23 protein-coding genes, 1 pseudogene and 1 riboswitch are annotated in these 21,579 nt (G+C 71.0%); of the genes and pseudogenes, 12 read left to right on the forward strand and 12 right to left on the reverse strand.

All coding sequences use genetic code 11. From position 1 onward, the window contains the following. Positions 1-13 precede the first annotated feature (13 nt). On the reverse strand, positions 14-328 hold the full coding sequence (locus ACIGHB_RS10065) for a hypothetical protein (protein ID WP_360307831.1): 315 nt from the start codon (positions 326-328) through the stop codon (positions 14-16). Between the two features lie 241 nt (positions 329-569). Here ACIGHB_RS10065 and rpsF point away from each other — a divergent pair, with 241 nt between their 5' ends. The 4 genes from rpsF to rplI all read left to right on the forward strand — a co-directional run bounded on the left by rpsF (position 570) and on the right by rplI (position 2,315). After that, the gene (gene rpsF, locus ACIGHB_RS10070; protein WP_004950685.1) at positions 570-860 is read left to right on the forward strand and encodes a 30S ribosomal protein S6; all 291 of its coding nucleotides are present in this window, start codon (positions 570-572) and stop codon (positions 858-860) included. A 72-nt stretch (positions 861-932) separates the two neighbouring features. Next, positions 933-1,532 (forward strand): single-stranded DNA-binding protein, encoded by a 600-nt coding sequence (locus tag ACIGHB_RS10075; protein ID WP_399911269.1) that lies wholly within the window; start codon positions 933-935, stop codon positions 1,530-1,532. 81 nt (positions 1,533-1,613) lie between these two features. After that, positions 1,614-1,850 (forward strand): 30S ribosomal protein S18, encoded by a 237-nt coding sequence (rpsR, locus tag ACIGHB_RS10080; RefSeq protein ID WP_005315025.1) that lies wholly within the window; start codon positions 1,614-1,616, stop codon positions 1,848-1,850. Positions 1,851-1,868: 18 nt separating this feature from the next. Then, positions 1,869-2,315 (forward strand): 50S ribosomal protein L9, encoded by a 447-nt coding sequence (gene rplI, locus ACIGHB_RS10085; protein ID WP_319011552.1) that lies wholly within the window; start codon positions 1,869-1,871, stop codon positions 2,313-2,315. A gap of 136 nt (positions 2,316-2,451) precedes the next feature. Here the strand turns inward: rplI and ACIGHB_RS10090 are convergent, their stop codons facing one another. Further along, positions 2,452-3,789, reverse strand: coding sequence for an MATE family efflux transporter (locus tag ACIGHB_RS10090; RefSeq protein ID WP_399911273.1), 1,338 nt, complete (start codon positions 3,787-3,789; stop codon positions 2,452-2,454). Positions 3,790-4,230: 441 nt separating this feature from the next. On the opposite strand from ACIGHB_RS10090, the gene dnaB reads away from it, so the two are divergent. Both dnaB and ACIGHB_RS10100 read left to right on the forward strand, forming a co-directional pair. Continuing rightward, the gene (dnaB, locus tag ACIGHB_RS10095; RefSeq protein ID WP_360308087.1) at positions 4,231-5,730 is read left to right on the forward strand and encodes a replicative DNA helicase; all 1,500 of its coding nucleotides are present in this window, start codon (positions 4,231-4,233) and stop codon (positions 5,728-5,730) included. 37 nt (positions 5,731-5,767) lie between these two features. Continuing rightward, positions 5,768-7,150 carry a serine hydrolase domain-containing protein gene (locus tag ACIGHB_RS10100; RefSeq protein WP_399911276.1) on the forward strand — a complete coding sequence of 461 codons (1,383 nt, stop codon included), beginning with the start codon at positions 5,768-5,770 and terminating at the stop codon, positions 7,148-7,150. A 92-nt stretch (positions 7,151-7,242) separates the two neighbouring features. On the opposite strand, the gene ACIGHB_RS10105 is transcribed toward ACIGHB_RS10100, so the two are convergent. The 3 genes from ACIGHB_RS10105 to ACIGHB_RS10115 all read right to left on the reverse strand — a co-directional run bounded on the left by ACIGHB_RS10105 (position 7,243) and on the right by ACIGHB_RS10115 (position 9,171). After that, positions 7,243-7,695, reverse strand: a complete 453-nt coding sequence (locus ACIGHB_RS10105) for a GNAT family N-acetyltransferase (protein ID WP_360307817.1) — start codon at positions 7,693-7,695, stop codon at positions 7,243-7,245. 46 nt (positions 7,696-7,741) lie between these two features. After that, the gene (locus ACIGHB_RS10110) at positions 7,742-8,200 is read right to left on the reverse strand and encodes a MarR family transcriptional regulator (RefSeq protein ID WP_360307814.1); all 459 of its coding nucleotides are present in this window, start codon (positions 8,198-8,200) and stop codon (positions 7,742-7,744) included. Positions 8,201-8,307: 107 nt separating this feature from the next. Next, complete coding sequence (locus ACIGHB_RS10115) at positions 8,308-9,171, reverse strand: GNAT family N-acetyltransferase (RefSeq protein ID WP_399911280.1); 864 nt, start codon at positions 9,169-9,171, stop codon at positions 8,308-8,310. Positions 9,172-9,421: 250 nt separating this feature from the next. Between ACIGHB_RS10115 and ACIGHB_RS10120 the strand changes: the two genes are divergently transcribed. Then, positions 9,422-10,654 (forward strand): globin domain-containing protein, encoded by a 1,233-nt coding sequence (locus tag ACIGHB_RS10120; RefSeq protein ID WP_399911283.1) that lies wholly within the window; start codon positions 9,422-9,424, stop codon positions 10,652-10,654. On the opposite strand, the gene ACIGHB_RS10125 is transcribed toward ACIGHB_RS10120, so the two are convergent. The 5 genes and pseudogenes from ACIGHB_RS10125 to ACIGHB_RS10145 all read right to left on the reverse strand — a co-directional run bounded on the left by ACIGHB_RS10125 (position 10,586) and on the right by ACIGHB_RS10145 (position 14,518). After that, complete coding sequence (locus ACIGHB_RS10125) at positions 10,586-11,065, reverse strand: NUDIX hydrolase (RefSeq protein WP_360307808.1); 480 nt, start codon at positions 11,063-11,065, stop codon at positions 10,586-10,588. The two genes, ACIGHB_RS10120 and ACIGHB_RS10125, sit on opposite strands and share 69 nt — an antisense overlap. A gap of 35 nt (positions 11,066-11,100) precedes the next feature. Then, positions 11,101-11,997: a LysR family transcriptional regulator gene (locus ACIGHB_RS10130; protein ID WP_360307805.1), complete on the reverse strand. Its 897-nt coding sequence runs from the start codon at positions 11,995-11,997 to the stop codon at positions 11,101-11,103. 282 nt (positions 11,998-12,279) lie between these two features. Next, the gene (locus tag ACIGHB_RS10135; protein ID WP_399911286.1) at positions 12,280-13,440 is read right to left on the reverse strand and encodes a cystathionine gamma-lyase; all 1,161 of its coding nucleotides are present in this window, start codon (positions 13,438-13,440) and stop codon (positions 12,280-12,282) included. Positions 13,441-13,666: 226 nt separating this feature from the next. Beyond that, positions 13,667-14,131 (reverse strand): annotated as a pseudogene (locus tag ACIGHB_RS10140) (low molecular weight protein-tyrosine-phosphatase); the annotation flags it as partial. Between the two features lie 9 nt (positions 14,132-14,140). Further along, positions 14,141-14,518: a phage holin family protein gene (locus ACIGHB_RS10145; RefSeq protein ID WP_030493801.1), complete on the reverse strand. Its 378-nt coding sequence runs from the start codon at positions 14,516-14,518 to the stop codon at positions 14,141-14,143. A 50-nt stretch (positions 14,519-14,568) separates the two neighbouring features. Here ACIGHB_RS10145 and ACIGHB_RS10150 point away from each other — a divergent pair, with 50 nt between their 5' ends. The 4 genes from ACIGHB_RS10150 (at position 14,569) to ACIGHB_RS10165 (ending at position 16,930) form a co-directional block, all read left to right on the forward strand. Further along, positions 14,569-14,886: a cupin domain-containing protein gene (locus ACIGHB_RS10150; RefSeq protein WP_319011562.1), complete on the forward strand. Its 318-nt coding sequence runs from the start codon at positions 14,569-14,571 to the stop codon at positions 14,884-14,886. A gap of 194 nt (positions 14,887-15,080) precedes the next feature. After that, a complete protein-coding gene (locus tag ACIGHB_RS10155) occupies positions 15,081-15,299 on the forward strand; it encodes a DUF5326 family protein (RefSeq protein WP_360307799.1) in 219 nt (72 codons plus the stop codon). 287 nt (positions 15,300-15,586) lie between these two features. Next, positions 15,587-16,351: a helix-turn-helix domain-containing protein gene (locus ACIGHB_RS10160; protein ID WP_360307797.1), complete on the forward strand. Its 765-nt coding sequence runs from the start codon at positions 15,587-15,589 to the stop codon at positions 16,349-16,351. A gap of 138 nt (positions 16,352-16,489) precedes the next feature. Further along, positions 16,490-16,930 (forward strand): SsgA family sporulation/cell division regulator, encoded by a 441-nt coding sequence (locus ACIGHB_RS10165; RefSeq protein WP_030493805.1) that lies wholly within the window; start codon positions 16,490-16,492, stop codon positions 16,928-16,930. Positions 16,931-17,210: 280 nt separating this feature from the next. On the opposite strand, the gene ACIGHB_RS10170 is transcribed toward ACIGHB_RS10165, so the two are convergent. Next, positions 17,211-18,602 carry a YibE/F family protein gene (locus ACIGHB_RS10170; RefSeq protein WP_399911291.1) on the reverse strand — a complete coding sequence of 464 codons (1,392 nt, stop codon included), beginning with the start codon at positions 18,600-18,602 and terminating at the stop codon, positions 17,211-17,213. Between the two features lie 194 nt (positions 18,603-18,796). Next, positions 18,797-18,935, forward strand: a riboswitch (TPP riboswitch). On the opposite strand from ACIGHB_RS10170, the gene thiC reads away from it, so the two are divergent. Beyond that, on the forward strand, positions 18,930-20,720 hold the full coding sequence (gene thiC, locus ACIGHB_RS10175) for a phosphomethylpyrimidine synthase ThiC (protein ID WP_388874815.1): 1,791 nt from the start codon (positions 18,930-18,932) through the stop codon (positions 20,718-20,720). It overlaps the preceding riboswitch by 6 nt. A 64-nt stretch (positions 20,721-20,784) precedes the next feature. Here the strand turns inward: thiC and ACIGHB_RS10180 are convergent, their stop codons facing one another. Next, positions 20,785-21,492: a hypothetical protein gene (locus ACIGHB_RS10180; RefSeq protein WP_399911646.1), complete on the reverse strand. Its 708-nt coding sequence runs from the start codon at positions 21,490-21,492 to the stop codon at positions 20,785-20,787. Positions 21,493-21,579: the final 87 nt, after the last annotated feature.

Raw genomic sequence — 21,579 nt, forward strand, 5'->3', positions numbered from 1 at the left:
GTCGGTCGTCAGGTCAGCTGATCACGCCGCCGAACAGTCCTCCGTGCGCCATGCCGAGGAAGAAACCCACGGCCGAGGCGCCGAGACCGATGATCAGGAAGAAGCGCTCGCGGGTGGTGACGGAGATGAACTGCCCGTAGGCCCCGGTCAGGATGCCGATCAGGCCCGACCACGAGCTCAGCAGGTGCAGGTTGTGGAACTGCGCCGTGACGAAGGACAGGATGCCCAGCACCAGGGTGACGGCGAGCAGCGTGTCCACGAGCGGGTGCGGCTTGCCGTCCGTGGCGAAGAGGGAGTGGCCGGGGTCGGGTCGCATTGCCTGTGCCATGGGGCACCTCCTGGCGTGCCGTGCGGAGGGCGGCGCATCTTAGCGCCGCCGACGTCCGATGTGTACAGATTGCGTCCCCTCCCCGCCGGATTTCAACCGCAAGGCGATGTGCAGGTACTCTGTACGGTCTGCGCCGGTGTCTGCCCTGGTACTCCCAGCTGGGACGCCGTCGCATCACGCATCACGACCCTCCTGCCACGGAACGACCGTGGCCGCTGAGTCCAAAGGAGGTGGGTTCCACATGCGTCACTACGAGGTGATGGTCATCCTCGACCCCGATCTCGAGGAGCGCGCTGTCTCCCCGCTGATCGAGAACTTCCTCTCCGTCGTCCGTGAGGGCAACGGAAAGGTCGAGAAGGTCGACACCTGGGGCCGTCGTCGTCTCGCCTACGAGATCAAGAAGAAGCCCGAGGGCATCTACTCGGTCATCGACCTGCAGGCCGAGCCTGCGGTCGTCAAGGAGCTCGACCGCCAGATGAACCTGAACGAGTCGGTCCTCCGGACCAAGGTCCTCCGTCCCGAGACCCACTGAGCTTTCGCTCAGAGGTAATCGGGTCCGAGTAGCAGCAAGCAGCCAGAAGCAATCCCGCCGAGAGGTTCACCCATGGCAGGCGAGACCGTCATCACGGTCGTCGGCAATCTCGTCGACGACCCCGAGCTGCGCTTCACCCCGTCCGGTGCGGCGGTCGCGAAGTTCCGCGTCGCGTCCACTCCCCGCACCTTCGACCGTCAGACCAACGAGTGGAAGGACGGCGAGAGCCTGTTCCTGACCTGCTCGGTCTGGCGTCAGGCGGCGGAGAACGTCGCCGAGTCCCTTCAGCGCGGCATGCGCGTCGTCGTGCAGGGCCGGCTGAAGCAGCGGTCCTACGAGGACAACCAGGGCGTCAAGCGCACGGTCTTCGAGCTGGACGTCGAGGAAGTCGGCCCCAGCCTGCGCAATGCCACGGCCAAGGTCACCAAGACCACCGGCCGCGGTGGTCAGGGTGGCGGCGGCGGATTCGGCGGCGGCGGTGGCCAGCAGGGTGGCGGCGGCTGGGGTGGCAACTCCGGCGGCGGCCAGCAGGGCGGCGGCGGTGCTCCCGCCGACGACCCGTGGGCCACTGGTGGCTCCTCCTCCGGCGGCGGCCAGCAGGCCGGCGGCGGCGGCGGTGGCGGCTGGGGTGGCAACTCCGGCGGCGGCTACTCGGACGAGCCCCCCTTCTAGGGACCTCCTTCCGGTCCGTCCGGAAGCGGCCCCCGGGGGCAGCTCGTACCCCACACTTCTTGATCACACAGGAGAAACACCATGGCGAAGCCGCCTGTGCGCAAGCCTAAGAAGAAGGTCTGCGCGTTCTGCAAGGACAAGACCGCGTACGTGGACTACAAGGACACGAACATGCTGCGGAAGTTCATTTCCGACCGCGGCAAGATCCGTGCCCGCCGCGTGACCGGCAACTGCACGCAGCACCAGCGTGACGTCGCCACGGCCGTCAAGAACAGCCGTGAGATGGCGCTGCTGCCCTACACGTCCACCGCGCGATAAGGGAAGGGTGACCGAAAAATGAAGATCATCCTCACCCAGGAAGTCTCCGGCCTCGGTGCGGCCGGCGACGTCGTCGAGGTCAAGGACGGCTACGCTCGCAACTACCTGGTCCCGCGTGGTTTCGCGATCCGCTGGACCAAGGGTGGCGAGAAGGACGTGGCGCAGATCCGCCGCGCCCGCAAGATCCACGAGATCGCGACCATCGAGCAGGCCAACGAGGTCAAGGCCAAGCTCGAGGGCACGAAGGTGCGCCTGGCCGTTCGCTCCGGCGACGCCGGCCGTCTCTTCGGCTCCGTGACCCCGGCCGACGTCGCTTCGGCGATCAAGTCCGCCGGTGGCCCCGAGGTCGACAAGCGTCGCGTCGAGCTCGGTTCGCCGATCAAGACCCTGGGCTCGCACCAGGTGCTCGTGCGTCTGCACCCCGAGGTCGCCGCGAAGCTCGGCATCGAGGTCGTTGCCGCGTAACGCTGCTCCCAGCAGTTCTGCGCTCCGGCGCAGAAGGAAGGGCCGCACTCCTCACGGAGCGCGGCCCTTCCGCTGTTTCACGTGAAACATGCGATTGCGGTCGTTTGCGATGTTTCACGTGAAACGACGGCCTTGGTCAGCGGGTGGCCCCGGTGACGATCCAGCGGCCGGAGCGCATCCGGAACCAGAGCGTGCCCATCCGGACCGTCATCATCAGCGTCATGGCCCACCAGAGCGCGGTCAGCCCACCGCCGAACACCGGTACCAGCAGTGCGACGGGGGCGAACACCGCCAGTGTGATCAGCATGGCCCAGGCGAGGTAGGGGCCGTCACCCGCGCCCATGAGGACGCCGTCGAGGACGAAGACGACCCCGGAAATCGGCTGGGAGAGCGCCACGACGAGCAGAGCCGGGAGCAGCGTGGACTGCACGGCGGGGTCACCGGTGAAGAGCGGGATGAAGAGCGGGCGGGCCAGGACGAGCAGCAGGCCGAGGACCACGCCGGAGACCACGCCCCACTGGACCATCCGGCGGCAGACCTGGCGAGCGCCGTCGGCGTCGTCGGCGCCGAGGTAGCGGCCGATGATCGCTTGGCCGGCGATGGCGATGGCGTCCAGGGCGAAGGCCATCAGGCTCCACAGGGAGAGGATGATCTGGTGGGCCGCGACGTCGGTGTCGCCCAGGCGGGCGGCGACGGCGGTGGCGATCATCAGGACGGCGCGCAGGGAGAGCGTACGGACCAGGAGCGGTACGCCGGCCTGGGCGGAGGCCCGGATGCCGCCGGCGTCGGGCCGGAGCGAGGCGCCGTGGCGCCGTGCGCCCCGGACGACCACGACGAGGTACGCGGCGGCCATGCCGCACTGGGCGATGACAGTGCCCCAGGCGGAGCCCGCGATGCCGAGTCCGGCGCCGTAGACCAGTCCGATGTTGAGGGCGCCGTTGACCGCGAAGCCGCCGATGGCCACGTAGAGCGGGGTCCGGGTGTCCTGGAGGCCGCGCAGGACACCGGTGGCCGCCAGGACGATGAGCATCGCGGGGATGCCCAGGATCGAGACCCTCAGGTAGGTGGTCGCGTAGGGGGCGGCTGTGTCGGAGGCGCCGAAGACCTGGACCAGCCACGGGGCCGTGGGGAGGGTGACGGCGACGACGGCGAGGCCGAGGAGGAGGGCGAGCCAGATGCCGTCGATGCCCTGCCGGAGGGCCGCGGGCAGATCGCCGGCGCCGACGCGTCGGGCGACGGCGGCCGTAGTGGCGTAGGCGAGGAAGACGAAGATGCTGACGGCGGTGGAGAGCAGGGCGCCGGCGATGGCGAGGCCCGCGAGCTGGGGGGTGCCGAGGTGTCCCACGATGGCGCTGTCCACCATCAGGAAGAGCGGTTCGGCGACGAGTGCGCCGAAGGCCGGCAGGGCGAGTGAGAGGATCTCGCGGTCGTGCCGGCGCAGTGCGGCCTTGGAGCTCGTGGGGGCCTGGGTCATGGGGTCAATCTAATCGTCCACAGGTAACAGATGCAATGGACTTGTGATCCTTACTCTTGAGGGGATCGGGGCTTCGGGTGTGGGCTGTTTGTTCTGATCGTGGTCCAGGGTGAAAAGTTTTTCTCCCCCACAGCCCGTGGATGGAAAAGGTGCAGGTCAGAGGGGTGACGGGGTGGGGGCTATGAGTTTGTCCACATGGCTGTCCCCCGGTCCGTGCACAGGATCCGGCAGCTTATCCACAGCATTGGGGCCTTCACCCACAGAGCCTGTGGATAACCAGATTGGCTGATGCCCCGCGCGGGCCTACCGTGGACCGGCGCCCGACGCGCCAGAAGCGGACGCAAAGCCACTCTTTGATCAAGGCCGTGGCGTAAGAAGGAGTGGCACGGCGAGGTCCGCGGAGCGGACGGGAAGAGGTGGCTGGTGAGCGTTCCCGAGCCCATGGACGACCCCTGGGCAGACGGCGGACCGAGTGACCGGCTGCCCGTCCGCACCCGGGGCGAAGGCCGCGGAGATGGGCGCGGCGAAGGCCGTGGCGAGGGTCGCGGGCGCGGCCGGGGCCGCGACGAGCAGCACGAGCGCGGCAGCGACGGGCCCTGGGACGGCGGACTCTCCGGTTTCGAGCGGGTCCCCCCTCAGGACCTCGACGCCGAGCAGTCCGTGCTCGGCGGCATGCTGCTCTCCAAGGACGCCATCGCCGACGTCGTGGAGATCATCAAGGGCCACGACTTCTACAAGCCCGCGCACGAGACGGTCTTCGGCGCGATCCTCGACCTGTACGCCAAGGGCGAGCCCGCCGACCCCATCACGGTCGGCGCCGAGCTCACCAAGCGCGGCGAGATCAACCGCGTCGGCGGCGCCTCGTACCTGCACACCCTGGTCCAGTCGGTGCCGACGGCGGCGAACGCCTCGTACTACGCGGAGATCGTGCACGAGCGGGCCGTGCTGCGGCGGCTCGTCGAGGCCGGCACCAAGATCACGCAGATGGGATACGCGGCCGACGGAGACGTCGACGAGATCGTGAACTCCGCCCAGGCCGAGATCTACAAGGTCACCGAGCAGCGGACCACCGAGGACTACCTGCCGCTCGGCGACATCATGGAGGGCGCGCTCGACGAGATCGAGGCGATCGGCTCCCGCAGCGGCGAGATGACCGGTGTGCCCACCGGCTTCAGCGATCTCGACTCGCTCACCAACGGACTCCACCCCGGTCAGATGATCATCATCGCGGCCCGTCCCGCCATGGGTAAGTCGACGCTCGCCCTGGACTTCGCCCGGGCCGCGTCGATCAAGCACAACCTGCCCAGCGTCATCTTCTCGCTCGAAATGGGCCGCAACGAGATCGCGATGCGCCTGCTGTCGGCCGAGGCCCGGGTCGCCCTGCACCACATGCGCTCCGGCACCATGACCGACGAGGACTGGACCCGGCTCGCCCGCCGCATGCCGGACGTCTCCCAGGCCCCGCTCTACATCGACGACTCCCCGAACCTGTCGATGATGGAGATCCGCGCCAAGTGCCGCCGGCTCAAGCAGCGCAACGGCCTCAAGCTCGTCATCATCGACTACCTCCAGCTGATGCAGTCCGGCGGCTCCAAGCGGCAGGAGAGCCGTCAGCAGGAGGTCTCCGACATGTCGCGAAACCTGAAGCTCCTCGCCAAGGAGCTGGAACTCCCGGTGATCGCGCTCTCCCAGCTGAACCGTGGCCCCGAGCAGCGCACCGACAAGAAGCCGATGGTCTCCGACCTGCGTGAGTCCGGCTCCATCGAGCAGGACGCCGACATGGTCATCCTGCTCCACCGCGAGGACGCGTACGAGAAGGAGTCCCCGCGCGCCGGCGAGGCCGACATCATCGTCGGCAAGCACCGTAACGGTCCGACGGCCACGATCACCGTCGCCTTCCAGGGCCACTACTCGCGCTTCGTGGACATGGCACAAACCTGATCGTGCCGGGGTGGTGCGGCGGGGCATGATCGGTCGCATGACCTCAGCCTTCGAAGCCCTGCTGCCCACCACCGAGCGTTCCCTGCTGCACCGCGTGGCCCGCGCCCAGAGCGAGGGCCGCGCGCCTTCCTTCGTGGGCGCCGTCGCGCGCGGAGGAGCGATGGTCTGGAGCGGTTCCCGTACCTGTGTCGACGGGCATGCCCCGGACGCCGACACGCAGTACCGGATCGGATCGATCACCAAGGTCTTCACCGCCGTCCTCGTCCTGCGGCTGCGCGACGAAGGGCTGATCGGTCTCGACGACCCCCTGGAGAAGCACCTGCCCGGCACGGGGGTGGGCGAGGTGACCGTGGCTCAGCTCCTCGGACACACCGCGGGGCTCGCCGCGGAGACGCCGTCGCCCTGGTGGGAGCGGACGCCGGGAACCACGCGCCCCGAGCTCTCCGACGTCCTGGGGGAGACGCCCGCGCTCCACCCGACGGGCCGGAGCTTCCACTACTCCAACCCCGGCTACACCCTGCTCGGCTCCCTGGTCGAGGCGGTGCGCGGGGTCTCCTGGGAGGAGGCGCTGCGCACGGAGATCCTGGAGCCGCTCGGCATGCGCCGGACGACGGGGGAGCCCGTCGCCCCGCACGCCGGGGGCTGGGCGGTGCACCCCTGGGCCGATGTGATGCTGCCCGAGCCCTCCGAGGACCTGGGCGTGATGGCCCCGGCCGGGCAGCTGTGGTCGACCGCCGCGGACCTCTGCCGGTTCGGCGTCTTCCTCGCGGAGGGCGACGACCGCGTGCTGGGAGCGGCGACCGTCGCCGAGATGAGGGTTCCCGCCGCGCCGCCGGCCGCCGGTGACGTGCAGATGGGGTACGGCCTCGGGCTTCAGCTCGCCCACGGGGAGAGCGGCACGCTCATCGGCCACGGCGGCTCGCTGCCCGGCTTCGTCGCCGGTCTCTGGGTGGACGTCTCTGAGGGCCTGGTCGGTGTGGCCCTCGCGAACGCGACGAGCGGCCCCCAGCCCGGGGTCGTCGCCGCCGAGCTCGTACGGATCGTGGCGGAGGCCGAGCCGCGGCTTCCCGAGCCGTGGCGCCCGCTGCCCGCGTCCGAGGTGGACCAGGAGCTCCTGGCGCTCACCGGCCCCTGGTACTGGGGGACGTACTCGTTCTGCCTGCGGCTCGGCGCGGAGCGCGGGGTGGTGCTGGAACCCCTGCGGGGTGCCGGCCGCAGCGCCAGGTTCCGCGCGCTTCCCGACGGTGGCTGGATCGGTCTGGACGGGTACTACGCCGGGGAGACGCTCCGGGTGGTACGCGGCCCCGACGGCGGCGTCAGCCATCTCGACCTGGGTTCCTTCGTCTTCACGCGGGAGCCGTACGAGCCCGGGGACGCGGTCCCGGGCGGGGTGGACGAGAAGGGCTGGCGGGGGCTCTGACCGGGCGGTGACCCGTTCCGGCTGACCGAGCGCCCGTGTTTCACGTGAAACACGGGCGCTCGCGTACAAGGCTCGCCGGCAAAGGGAGGGCGTCAGAGGGCCCGCTTGAACCCCACGTGGCTCGCCTCGAAACCGAGGCGCTCGTAGAAGCGGTGGGCGTCGGTGCGGGTGGCGTCGGAGGTCAGCTGGACCAGTACACACTCCAGGCGCCGGGACTCCTCGACGGCCCACTCGATGAGCAGGGTCCCCAGACCGCTGCCGCGCTCCTCGGAGTGGATGCGCACCCCCTCGATGATCGAGCGGGTGGCGCCGCGCCGGGACAGCCCGGGGACGACCGTCAGCTGAAGGGTGCCCACGACCTTCCCGGCGCGTGCGGCGACGACGAGGTGCTGGTTCGGGTCGTCCGCGAGCCGGGCGAAGGCGGTGAGGTACGGCGCCGGGTCGTCCGGGGACTCCCGCTGGGCGCCGAGGGGGTCGTCGGCGAGCATCGCGACGATCGCGGGCACGTCCTCCGCGGTGGCGGGACGGATCTCAAGATCGCTCATGCCCGCAGCGTACGGCTCCCGGCCGGGGGCTCGGCGGGCCGGTGGGTCAGACGGTGACGGGGTCGCCTTCGAGGACCCGGACCAGCGGGGCCAGCTCCGGGTTCTTCGCGGCCTCGTCCAGCGCCTCGCGCAGGGCCCGGTCGTTGGTGGGGCGGGCCTCGGCGAGGAGCTGTCGGCCGGCCTCGGTCACGTCGGTGTAGATGCCGCGCCGGTCCGTCGCGCAGAGGTAGCGGGTGAGCAGGCCCCGGTCCTCAAGGCGGGTGACCAGCCGGGTGGTGGCGCTCTGGCTGAGCACGACGGCGTCGGCGACCTGCTTCATCTGGAGGTGCCCGCCGGGGCCGTCGTGCTGGCGGCTGAGAACGTCGAGGAGCGAGTACTCGCGGGCGCTCAGACCGTGCCCCGACTCCAGGGCGCGTTCGATGTGGGACTCGATGCGGCCGTGCAGCAGGGAGAGGGCGCACCAGCGCTGTGCGAGCGCGGTGAGGGCAGGGTCCGTCGCGGTCATGTTCTCTCCTCGTCCCTGTTCCTCGCCGATGGTGGGCTGCTCGCGGTCCAGGGTAGTCGATGTGCCGCAATAGTGCGCGTCTGCAAGTATTTCGGATGGGGGTGGTGTCAGCCCGCGGCGACGGTGAGAGGGGCGAAGCGGCGGTCGGCGTCACCGGGGAGGTCGGGGGCGGAGCGGACCATCATCGCGTTGGTGATGACCGGGGCCAGCCCGTTCTCCTTGAGCCAGGTCAGAAGTCCGGTGTGCCGGAGGTCGACGTCCGTCCGCAGCGGGCGGTCCGTGGCGGCGGCCAGGGAGGCCACCAGCGCCTGGGCGGTGGCGGTGTCGCGGGCGATCAGCGGGCCGACGACATGGGTGTCCATGTTGGGCCAGGCCGCGGCGAAGCCGGTGATCGCGCCGTCCTCGACGGCGACCCGCAGATGATCGGCGAAGGCCGGCAGGCGGGTGATGAGCGGAGTGCGGTCCAGACCGAAGATCTCCTGGTCCAGCCGGAGGATCTCCTGGAGGTCGTCGGCGGTGGCCGGGCGGACCGGGATGCGCGGGGCGGACGCGGCGGCCGAGAAGCGGCCCTTCAGCATCTCGGCGCGCCCGATCTCCGTGAAGCCGAGCCCCTCGTAGAGCGGTTGCCCGTTCGCCGTGGCGTAGAGCGTCAGCGGGGTCTCCCCGGCCTCCGCCAGGACGTACCGCATCAGCCGGCGCCCGACGCCCTTGCGGGCGTAGCGCTCGGCGACGAGCACCATGCCGATGGCCGCGAGCTCGGGGCCGTAGGAGGTGACCACGCAGCAGGCGAGCAGGCCGTCGCCGTCGGGGTCGTCGATGCCGTACCCCGTACCCGCGGTGAGCAGCAGGCCCCACTTGTGTTCCTCGCGGAGCCAGCCGCGGTTCTCGGAGAGGTCGGCGCAGGCCAGGAGGTCGGTGGGGCCGAGACGCCGGACGGGGAGCTGTGCGAGGTCTGTGGGGGAGATCGGCATGACGGCCAGGCTCTCCGACGGGGTGATCTTCCGTCCAGGGGTTTTCAGGTGATGTTTCACGTGAAACGCTCCGCGCCTCCGGCGGACCCTCCGGGTTTCGCCGGACCCTCCGGGGTTTCGGAGCGCGCCGAAAGAGTGGAGCCTAGTCCGCAACCCGGCCCTTTGGCCCGAGAACGCCGCTTTCCGCCCGGAGCGCTGCCGGCCGCCGCCATGCTGCGAGCACGGAAGCCGGCTGCGTGAGGCGAGGCACATGATGGATGGTCCGACCAGCACGACCGCCGGGACGGGAGCCCGAATAACGGAGCCCTCGCCCGATGCGGTGCTCGTCCGCCGCACCCTGGAGGAGATCGCCCCGGTCGCCGACAAGGTGACGTCGTACTTCTACGCGCTGCTCTTCATCGGCAACCCGGCCCTGCGCGAGCTCTTCCCGGCCGCGATGGACACGCAGCGGGACCGCCTGCTCAAGGCCCTGCTCACGGTCGCCGAGCGGATGGACGACAGTGACTTCCTCGGCGACTACCTGGGCCATCTCGGCCGGGGACACCGCAAGTACGGGGTCGAGGCGGCCCACTACCCGGCGGTCGGGGAGGCGCTGATCGGCGCGCTCGTCCGGTACGCGGAGCGGACCTGGGACGCGGAGACCGAAGCGGCCTGGGTCCGGGCGTACACGGCGATCTCGCAGATCATGATCGACGCCGCCTCCGAGGACGAGGTGAAGGCCCCGGCCTGGTGGCAGGCCGAGGTGGTCTCGCACGATCTGCGGACCCCCGACATCGCGGTGATCACCCTGCGGCCGGACGCGCCCTACCCGTTCCTCGCCGGGCAGTACACGACGCTGGAGACGCCCTGGTGGCCGCGCGTGTGGCGGCACTACTCCTTCGCCTCCGCGCCCCGCCCCGACGGGCTGCTCACCCTGCACGTCAAGTCCGTCCCGGCCGGCTGGGTCTCCCAGGCCCTTGTCCACCGGGCACGGCCGGGGGACGTGCTCCGGCTGGGTCCGCCGGCCGGTTCCATGACGGTCGACCACGCCACCGACACCGGACTGCTCTGCCTCGGCGGCGGCACCGGCATCGCGCCGATCAAGGCGCTGGTGGAGGACGTCGCCGAGCACGGCGACCGGCGGCCGGTCGACGTGTTCTACGGGGCGCGCAGGGGCCACGACCTCTACGACATGGACACCCTGCTGCGGCTCCAGAAGACCTTCCCCTGGCTGGCCGTCCACCCCGTCACCGAGGCCCAGTGCCCGCTGCCGGAGGCGGTCCGGGAGGCGGGCCCCTGGAACGAGCGGGACGCCTACCTCTCGGGCCCCCTCGGCATGGTCCGCGAGGGCATCGACGTACTGCGGGGCTCGGGGGTCCCCTCCGAGCGGATCCGCCACGACTTCCTGGCGGAGCTCGCCTCGGTGGGGGCCGGTTCAGCCCAGGTCGGGGGCGTGCATGGCGCGGACGCCCTCGATGTTCCCGTCGAGGTAGTGGCGCAGTGAGAGCGGCACCAGGTGGACTGCGGCGATTCCGACCCGGCTGAACGGCACCCGGACGACCTCGTACTCGCCGACGGGTTCGTCGACCTCGGGGCCGTGCCGCAGCCGGAGGTCCATCGACTCCAGCCGGCAGACGAAGAAGTGCTGGACCTTCACGCCGGAGACCCCGCCGTCGACGATGTGCTCGACGGTGTCGACGAAACAGGGGACCACATCGACGATCTTGGCGCCGAGTTCCTCGTGCACCTCGCGGTGGAGGGCCTCGACGACGGTGGAGTCGGAGGGCTCGACGCCGCCACCGGGCGTGAGCCAGTACGGATCCATCCCCGGTTTGGTGCGCTTGATGAGGATGAGGTCGGTTCCGTCGAGCAGGATGGCGCGTGCGGTGCGCTTGACCACGGGCCGTTCGGTCATGGGAAGAAAATGGCCCGTTCCCGCCGGGCTGAAACTCACCACTCCCCCGCGGCCCGCACCAGTTCCTCGTGCGCCCGCGCGATGTGGGTCAGTGAGAGGGTGCCGGTCCTGGCCACCAGGAAGTACGTCCGCAGCGGCGGCACGGGAGGGTCGAGCAGCGCCACGAGCCGCCCCCGCTCCAGCGCCTCCTCGCAGAGGTAGCGGGGCAGCACCGCGAGCCCGGCTCCGGCCGCCGCGGCCTCCCGGACGGCCCGCAGGTCGGGGGCGATGACGGTGGCCGCCGCGGCGGGCGCGGATTCGAACACGGCGGCCCAGTAGCGGGCGGCGAAGGGCAGCGATTCGTGCACCTCGACCATCGGGAGCTGCTCCAGGACGACCGCTCCGGTGGCGAGCAGCACCTCGGGGGAGAGCCGGGAGGCCCAGCGCGGGGCGGCGACCAGGACGAGTTCCTCGTCGCAGAGGGGGGTGGCGGTGAGCAGCCCGCCGCGCGGTCGTGCGGTGGCGAGGGCGAGGTCGTGGTGGCCGGCCGCGAGTCCGTCGAGCAGCTCCTCCGTACCGGCGGCGAAGGAGGCGCGCAGGGCGAGGCCCTGGGCGGCGAGCGGGGCGAGCGCGGGCAGGGCGCGCAGGGAGGTGAACTCCGGGGGACCGGCGACGTGGAGCGTACGGACCCCGCGTTCCACGTCGAGCCCGGTCTCGGCGATCTCGACGAGCGCGTCCAGGTGCGGGGCGGCGCGGTGGGCCAGTTCGTCGCCGATGGTGGTCGGGGTCACGCCGCGGGCCTGCCGCAGGAACAGGGGCCGGCCGAGCTGTCGCTCCAGGGTGCGGATCTGGCTGGTGACGGCGGGCTGGGAGAGGCCGAGGAGCGCGGCGGCGCGGGTGAAGGAACCGGCCCGGTGCACCGTGACGAACGTGCGCAGCAGGGCCAGGTCCATGTGCGCCCCTCCCCGGCCGGTCGCCCGTCATCGCAGGATCGTCCAACTATAAATATGCCGATAGGCCGCTGTCGCTACCGTGATTGGACACTGACGCACAGTCAACTAGCCTTGTCCGGGCGGGTTCCGCGTGAGGACCAGGGGCGTTCCGAGCCACGAGGGGGGAGGCTCGGAGCGCCCCCGGCCCGAGCCCTTCCCCCCGCCTCCGGCCCGCCTCCAGCTCGCCTCCAGCTCGCCTCCAGCTCGCCTCCAGCTCGCCTCCGGTCCGCTTTCCGCCGGCCTTCAGCCCGCCTTCCGCGCCGCGTCGAGCGCCCGCAGCACGTCGGCGACCAGGTCCTCCGGGTCCTCGGCGCCGACCGAGAAGCGGATGAAGCCCTCCGCGACGGCGTCCCCGCCCCAGCGCCCGCGCCGCTCCGCCGAGGAGCGCACCCCGCCGAAGCTGGTGGCGTCGTCGACCAGCCGCAGCTCGTCCAGGAAGCGTTCGGCTCGGGCGCGGTCGGCGAGCTCGAAGGAGATCACCGAGCCGAAGCGGCGCATCTGCCGCGCCGCGACCGTGTGCGAGGGGTCGTCGGGGAGCCCGGGGTGGCGCAGCCCGGTCACGTCGGGGTGGTCGGCCAGGACCCGCGCGAGTTCCAGGGCGGTGGCGCACTGGCGGTCGATCCGCAGCTGGAGCGTGGCCAGGGAGCGGTGGGCGAGCCATGCCTCCATGGGGCCCGGGATGGCGCCGACGATCTTGCGCCAGCGCCGCACCTCCGCGGCCCGCCGGGGGTCGCGGCAGCTGACGTGGCCGAGCAGGACGTCGCCGTGGCCGGTCATGCCCTTGGTGTCGCTGGCCACCGAGAAGTCGGCGCCGAGCTCCAGCGGCCGCTGGCCCAGCGGGGTGGCGAGGGTGTTGTCGACGGCGACGAGCGCGCCGCCGGCGTGCGCCGCGGCCACCAGCCGGCGGATGTCGCAGACGTCGAGCCCCGGGTTGGACGGGGTCTCGATCCACAGCAGCTTGGCGCCGTCGAGGACGTCGAGCTGAGCGTCGCCGCCGGTGGGGGCGGTGCGTACCTCGATCCCGTACGCGCGCAGCTGCTCGTGGAGGAGCGGCAGGGCCTGGTAGCCGTCGGCCGGCAGGACGACGGCGTCGCCCGTGGAGAGCTGCGAGAGCAGCACGGCGGAGATGGCGGCCATGCCGGAGGCGAAGACCACGGTCTCGACGCCGGACTCGCCGGGCGCCTCCAGGGTGCTGACGGCCTGTTCCAGGTGGGTCCAGGTCGGATTCTCGTCGCGGCCGTAGGTGTACGGGCCGGTGGGCTCGCCCGGGAGGTGGAAGTGGGCGGCGAACACCGGTCCCGGCAGGGTCGGCTCGTGCTTGACGGGCTCGGGCAGTCCGGCCCGCACGGCGAGGGTCCCGTCGCCGGGGCCCTCGCCGCGGTGGTGCTGTTCCTGGGGGCTCACGGGTTCACCGGGTCCTTTCCTCGATCTCGTCCCCCGAAGTCTCCCCCGCAGTGTCCCCCTCGGCCCTGCCCGGACTGTCCCGGGGGTCGCCCTCGGTCCTCCCCGGACTGTCCCAGGGGTCGGCCTCGGTCCTCCCCGGACTGTCCCAGGGGTCGGCCTCGGTCCTCCCCGGGCTCTCCCGGGGCCGTCCCTGGCCGCTGCTCCCGTGGATCTCCCCGAGGCCGGCCCGGACCTCGGCGAGGAGTCCCTCGCTCGCGGCCTCGGTCATCTCCAGGCACTCCTCGAAGCCCTCCCGCCCGCCGTAGTACGGGTCGGGGACGTCGAGCGCGTCCCCGGCGGCGGGGTCGTACGAGCGGAGCAGCCGGACCTTCGCCGCCTCCTCGGGGGTGCGGGCGAGGCGGCGGAGCTCCCGGAGGTGGCCCTCGTCGAGCGCGATCACCAGGTCGAGGGCCGGGAACCAGGAGGCGCGGAACTGCCGGGCGGTGTGGGCGGAGGTGTAGCCGTGCTCCTCCAGGACCGCGACGGTACGCGGGTCCGCCCCGTCGCCCTCGTGCCAGCCGCCGGTGCCCGCGCTGTCCACCTCGACCGCACCGCCGAGGCCGGCCTCCTCCACGCGCGCGCGGAAGACGTGCTCGGCCATCGGGGAGCGGCAGATGTTGCCGGTGCAGACGAAGCAGACGCGGTAGGTCATGGCGGCCACTCAGTCCCCGTCGGGGAGCACCACGTTGAGCGCCCACGAGACGACGGAGATGATCAGGCCGCCGAGGACGGCGGTCCAGAAGCCCTCCACGTGGAAACTGAGGTCGAACTGGTCGGCCAGCCACGAGGTGAGGAGCAGCATCAGAGCGTTGACCACCAGGGTGATCAGGCCGAGGGTCAGAATGAAAAGGGGCAGCGTCAGCAGCTTCACGATCGGCTTGACCAGGAAGTTGACGAGGCCGAAGACGAGGGCGACGAGCAACAGGGTGACGACCTTCTTGCCCGTGCTCTCACCGGTCAGGGTGATGTCCTGGAGAAGCCAGATGGCGACCGCCAGGGCGCCCGCGTTGGCGAGCGTCTTGACTACGAAATTCTTCATGTGTCTGATCGTGGCAGAGACGATCGGGCCAAGGGCAGGGGCGAACGGCAGTGAAGGCATTCCGGCTGGACGATCTGGAGGCGGAGCGCGTCGCCAACCAGGGGGCGTACCTCCAGTTCCTGCGCGAACGGAACATGTCGGTGGGTCTGTACGCGCTCGACGCGGGCGAACTGGACCCGCAGTCGCCGCACGGGCAGGACGAGGTGTACTTCGTGGTGTCCGGCCGGGCGGCGATCACGGTCGGGGACGAGACGACCCAGGTGGCGCGGGGCAGCGTGGTCTATGTGCCGGCCGGGGTGCCGCACCGCTTCCACCACATCAGCGAGGACCTGCGCGTCCTGGTGGTGTTCTCGCCGCCCGAGGCGTGAGGGCGCGGGAGGCGCGCTCCGTGTGACGGGGGCGAGGCGCGGGTTCTCGGGGCCGGGACCCCGGGTCCCCCTAGGGGGCGGATCAGGGGAGAGCCGGGGCCCCGGAGGGCCCTGCGGCGCGGGGTGTCCGCCTAGCCTTGAGGTGTCCGGGACGGAGGGTTCCGGGTGGGATGTCGAGAGCGAGGGAGAGAACCATGGCCGTACAGGAGATTCTCGCGGGACTGCCGTGGTGGGTGAAGTGGATCGCGATACCCGCCCTGGTCCTGCTTGTCTTCGGCGGATTCATCACCAGCGTCCTCACCTTCGTGATCGGTCTGCTGTTCAAGGTGCTGCTGTTCGTCGCGCTCGTGGCCGGACTCATCTACGCCGTGCGGAAGTTCGGATCCTCGTCGAAGACGGACCGCGACTGGTAGCACAAGCTACTCATCGGTATTCGGTGACTGCCGGGCGTTAGCCCGGCAGGGGGAACGCGCTGGTGGAAACAGGGTGGGGGGCGAGGACGAGCCACTAGAGTGGCAGATCTCCGCCGAGTCGGGGACTACGGGCGTAGATCTCCGGCAGACCAGCGGTTTCCCGCTCGTCCCTGAGGGGTCCGGCCCAACGGACCCCATCGGTGTCCCAGGCCCGGCGGGTGCGCGGGGGCGGCCCCCGCGAGCGGGTGCAGTGCATCCGTTGTCACGCCTGGGGGTGACCTTTGGCCATGGCTACGCAGACAACTGGGCCGACGCTGATCGGCTCGGTGCAGCGGGCGCTGAGACTTCTGGAGGCCGTGGCCTCCCACGCGGACGGTGCCCCCGCCAAGCAGCTCGCCCGGGAGACGGGCCTGCCGCTGCCCACGACGTACCACCTTCTCCGCACCCTGACGCACGAGGGCTATCTGCTCCGCGACAAGGGTGCGTTCTATCTGGGCGAGGCAGCCGCCCGTCTGGCCGGCGGCGGGGCTGTGCAGAATCGTCGCACCAAGATCGAGGACTCCCTTGCCCACTGGCGGGACGAGATCGGTGTGCCGGTCTACTTCGCCCTCTATCGCGAGGGCGAGATCGAACTCGTCTCCGTCGCGGATACCCCGAACTCCCCCGCGGTCGAGGAATGGGCCGACTTCCGGGAGACCGGTCACGCGCACGCCATCGGTCAATGTCTGCTCAGTCAACTCGATCTGAAAACTCGTCAAGACCACCTCGATCGCCATCCGGTGGAAGCGATCACTCCGTACACGGTGCGTAATCAGCGGATACTTTTGGAGCGTTTGGGCGGTTTGGGGCGAATGGAGCCCCTGGTGGAGCATCAGGAATATGCGCTGGGCACGGTCTGCGCGGCCATCCCCATCACTGCGGGCTCCACGGCGGCCACTCTGGCCATTTCGCTACCGCTTCACCAGGCAGAACGGTTGCTCCCAGCAGTCGAGCGGCTACGCACGGAGATCGGAAGCCTCTTCAGTTCGCTCGCCTTCTCTATCAGTATCTGAAAAATCACTCCTTGTGATCCGCTAGCGCGTACAGCACGATTGCGTCAAGAGGGCCACGGGGGATCATTCCTGGCCGTTTCGGTCACAGCTTTCAGCAGCTGTGTTTACACAACTGCTCCATCTACTGCGGGGTACATGATGCGAGAGTCGGTTCAGGCCGAGGTCCTGATGAGCTTCCTCGTCTCGGAGGAGCTCTCCTTCAAGATCCCGGTCGAACTGCGATACGAGACCCGGGATCCCTACGCGGTGCGGATGACCTTCCACCTTCCCGGGGACGCTCCTGTGACCTGGGCGTTCGGCAGGGAGCTGCTGCTCGACGGGATCAACCGCCCGAGCGGCGACGGCGACGTCCACATCGCCCCGACCGACCCCGAGGGTCTGTCGGACGTCTCCATCAGGCTCCAGGTGGGCGGTGACCGCGCGCTGTTCCGCGCCAGCGCCCCGCCGCTCGTCGCCTTCCTCGACCGCACGGACAAGCTCGTCCCGCTCGGTCAGGAGCAGACGCTGGGCGACTTCGAGGACAGCCTGGAGGCCGCGCTCGGCCGGATCCTCGCCGAGGAGAGCGCGGGCCCGGCCTGACCGGCGCCCGTCGCGTACGGCCGGCACGGGCGCGCCCGTTCCGTACGCCTGACACCGGCGCCCGTCGGTCGTGCACGCCTGACACCGGCGCCCGTCGCGTACGCCTGAGACCGACGCTCCGACCCGTGCGCATGAGACCGGCGCTCCGTTCCGCACGCCTGAGACCGGTCCCCCCATCCGTACGGCCGGCACCGACGCTCCGATCCGTACGCCTGGCACCGGTACCCCGATCCGTACGGCTGTCGACGAGGCGCGGGCCCGTACGGCCGCCGCGCGCGCGTCACTTCGCGCGGCGCCGCCGTCCGCCGCGGCCCGGCGTCCGGCCGCCGGCCTCCTCCGCCGGGCGGTCGGCCGACACCACCAGCGCGGCGAGCGCCGTCGTGACCGGCACCGAGGCGACCAGACCGATCGATCCGACGAGGGTCCGGACGATCTCCTCCGCCACCAGCTCGCTGTTGGCCACCGTCCCCATGCTGCTCTGCGCGATGGTGAAGAGCAGGAGCAGCGGCAGCGCGGCACCGGCGTAGGCCAGGACCAGGGTGTTGACCACCGAGGCGATGTGGTCGCGTCCGATCCGGATGCCGGCCCGGTAGAGCGCGCGCGGTCCCATCCCCGGGTCGGCCTGGTGCAGTTCCCAGACCGCCGAGGTCTGGGTGACGGTCACGTCGTCCAGCACACCGAGCGAACCGATGATCACACCGGCCAGGAGCAGGCCGGACATGTCGATCTCCGGGTAGAGGCCGTGGATGAGCCCGGTGTAGTCGTCGGTGTTGCCGCTGAGCGAGGCCCAGCCGATGAAGAAGGACCCGAGCAGTCCGATCAGCAGCAGCGAGATCAGCGTGCCCAGGACGGCGACCGAGGTGCGGGCCGACAGGCCGTGGCACAGATAGAGCGCGAGCAGCATGATCGCGCTCGATCCGACCACCGCCACGATCAGCGGGTTCGACCCCTCCAGGATCGCGGGCAGGATGAAGAGCGTGAGCACCAGGAAGCTCACCGCGAGCGCGATCAGCGCCATCACGCCCCGCAGCCGGCCGACGAGCACGACCGCGAGGGCGAAGATGCCGGCGAGGACCGCCATCGGCACCTTCCGGTTCACGTCCGTCACCGAGTACTGCAGGTCCTTCGGGGCGTCGGGGGCGTAGGCGACCACCACGCCCTGGCCCTCGTCGAGTTGGCGCGGAGCGTCCGGCTGCACGATCTCGGTGAACTGCCGCCCCTTGTCCGTGCCGCTGGTGACCTCGATCGTCGCCTTCTCGCACTGACCCTGTTGCCCGTTGACCGCCTCGCGGCCCTGCGGGGTGGTCGTGTCGCCGGTGGGCGGCACCTGCGCCGCGTTCACGTCCTTGCAGTCCACCTGCTCGACCGCGACGACCCTGCCCTGCTCGGTCTGCCGGTCGAAGCCGACCCCGGTCCGCTCGTGCGCCGGCGTGCCGCCGGGCCAGAGCACCACCAGACCGACGGCCACGGCGGTGGCGAAGGGGATGAGGACGGCCGCGATGACCCTGCGCAGATGGCGGGAGACGGGCGCGGCGGGCCCGTGACTGTGGCCGTGGCCGTGGCCGTGGCCGTGGCCGTGCCCATGGCCGGAGCCGTGGCCGGAGCCGTGCCCGTGCCCGTTGCCAGGGTTGGAGCCGTGGCCGGAGCCGGAGCCTCCGGCCGGACCACCCACTGGCCCACCGCCTGGGCCACCGCCCGGAACACCGCCTGGGCCGGTGCCGCTTCCGTGCTCGTTCCCGTGGTCGTGGCCGCGGTCGTGGCCGTGCGGATCGGGGGTCTGCTGCGAGGAAGTCACCGACCGATCATCGCAAGAACGGAGGGGGCCCACTGTTCAGCACGCCCGGGAGGGCGCTAGCGTGGTGGCACCTTTGCACACGCGGGAGCTCGGAGCACCGGGCTGAGAGGGCGCTGATCACCGTACGCGGACGCGTACGGGAGGAGGCTGCGCCGACCGCCGAACCTGTTACCGGGTAATGCCGGCGTAGGGAGATTCGGTCTCATGACCATTCAGGACGCACGCACGCCTGCCTCCGACCAGAACGAGCAGAACGACTCGAACGGCGAGCGCACGCCCGGCTGGCACAAGGGGTACGTCGAGGGCTCGCGCCCCGACATCCGGGTGCCGGTCCGCCAGGTCCACCTCACCAACGGCAAGGACGTGACGCTGTACGACACGTCCGGCCCGTACACCGACCCCGCCGTCGACACCGACGTCCGCCGGGGCCTCCTGCCGCTGCGCGAGAACTGGATCATCGCGCGCGGCGACACCGAGGAGTACGCGGGCCGCCCGGTCCGCCCCGAGGACGACGGCATCAAGCACACCTCGCCGCGCGGCGGCGGGCTGAAGAACCTCGACGCGGTGTTCCCCGGCCGTCCGCGGCTGCCCCGCCGGGGCCGCTCCGGGCAGGCCGTGACCCAGCTCGCGTACGCCCGCCGGGGCGAGATCACCCCGGAGATGGAGTACGTGGCGATCCGGGAGAACGTCTCCCCCGAGGTCGTCCGCGAGGAGATCGCGGCGGGCCGCGCGGTGCTGCCGGCCAACGTCAACCACCCGGAGATCGAGCCGATGATCATCGGCAAGCGGTTCCTGGTGAAGGTCAACGCCAACATCGGCAACTCCGCCGTCACCTCCTCCATCGAGGAGGAGGTGGAGAAGATGACCTGGGCGACCCGCTGGGGCGCCGACACGGTCATGGACCTGTCCACCGGACGCAACATCCACACCACCCGCGAGTGGGTGCTGCGCAACTCCCCCGTGCCGATCGGCACCGTGCCGCTCTACCAGGCGCTGGAGAAGGTCGACGGCAGGGCCGAGGACCTGACCTGGGAGATCTATAAGGACACGGTCATCGAGCAGGCCGAGCAGGGCGTGGACTACATGACCGTGCACGCCGGCGTGCTCCTGCCGTACGTGCCGCTCACCGCGCGCCGCAAGACCGGCATCGTCTCGCGCGGCGGTTCGATCATGGCCGCCTGGTGCCTCGCGCACCACAAGGAGAACTTCCTCTACACGAACTTCGAGGAGCTCTGCGAGATCCTGGCGGCGTACGACGTCACCTACTCGCTCGGCGACGGCCTGCGCCCCGGCTCGATCGCGGACGCCAACGACGCGGCGCAGTTCGCGGAGCTGAAGACGCTCGGCGAGCTCAACACGATCGCCAAGCGGCACAACGTGCAGACGATGATCGAGGGCCCGGGCCACGTCCCGATGCACAAGATCAAGGAGAACATCGACCTCCAGCAGGAGATCTGCGAGGAGGCGCCGTTCTACACGCTCGGCCCGCTGACCACGGACGTCGCGCCCGCGTACGACCACATCACCTCCGGCATCGGCGCCGCGATGATCGCCTGGTGGGGCACGGCGATGCTCTGCTACGTCACGCCCAAGGAGCACCTGGGCCTGCCGAACCGCGACGACGTGAAGACCGGCGTCATCACGTACAAGATCGCGGCGCACGCGGCGGACCTGGCCAAGGGCCACCCGGGCGCCCAGGAGTGGGACGACGCGCTGTCCGACGCGCGTTTCGAGTTCCGCTGGGAGGACCAGTTCAACCTGGCCCTCGACCCGGACACCGCCCGGGAGTTCCACGACGAGACGCTGCCGGCGGAGCCCGCGAAGACGGCCCACTTCTGCTCGATGTGCGGCCCGAAGTTCTGCTCGATGAAGATCTCGCAGGACATCCGCCGTGAGCACGGCGGTACCCAGGAGGAGATCGAGGCCGGCATGGCGGAGAAGTCCGCCGAGTTCGCCGCCGCCGGCAACCGCGTCTACCTGCCCCTGGCCGAGTAGCCGCCTGCTCGTCCGTCCTGATCCCCGGCCCGCGGTCCACGGGGGGACCGCGGGCCGGTCCGCGTCACGGGGCCGGGGGAGGCGGATCGGGGGCGGTGGCCGGTGCCGGTGCCGGTGCCGGTGTTGGCGCTGGGGCTGGAGTGGGAGCTGGTGCCGGTGTGGGCGCTGGGGTCGGTACGGGAGCGGTGAGGGCGGCCCGGAGGAAGGGGACGACGCCCCGTTCCAGAAGGGCGTGGCGCCAGGCGGCGCGGGCCCGGGTGAGTTCGTCGTCGGGGGCGTGTGCCTCGGCGGGGCTGTTGCGGAGCGCGGTGAGCAGGAGCCCGGCGCCCGCGCAGAGGAGGCCGGCGGCGGCGAGGGTGCCGAAGACCAGGCCCGCGGTGAGCAGGGTGGCGCCGAGGGCGGCTGTCGGGGCGACCAGATGGACCACCGCGCCGACCAGGAGGAAGATCACGGCGGCCGTTCCGGCGAGGACCGGGACCAGGGTCGTGAGGACCGCGACGGCGCCCGGCGACTCGTCGGGGGCGGGGGTCCGCGGCCGGTTGGACGCGGCGCGGTGCTGCTCGCGCACCTTGACGAAGTGCTCGTACTCGCTCGCCGCCGCGGCGGTGATGAGCGCTGTCGCGTTCAGTGCCATCACCCGGAGCTGGGCGGCCGTCAGCCGCGCGCCCGCTCCGGCGAGTTCCGGCCGTTCGGGCGCGGTGCGCAGTGCGTCGTCGAGGACGCGCTCGTACTCGGCGCGGTCCTCGGTCAGCAGGTGCGGAGCCACGTTCATGTGCATCCCCCGATGCTCGGTGGGCCGGGACCGGCCGTGGAGAACGGCGGTCCGGGCGGAAGCGGAGGAGAGCCTGCCTACCTAGGG

The organism is Streptomyces sp. NPDC085460, from assembly GCF_044541975.1.
GTDB lineage: Bacteria > Actinomycetota > Actinomycetes > Streptomycetales > Streptomycetaceae > Streptomyces.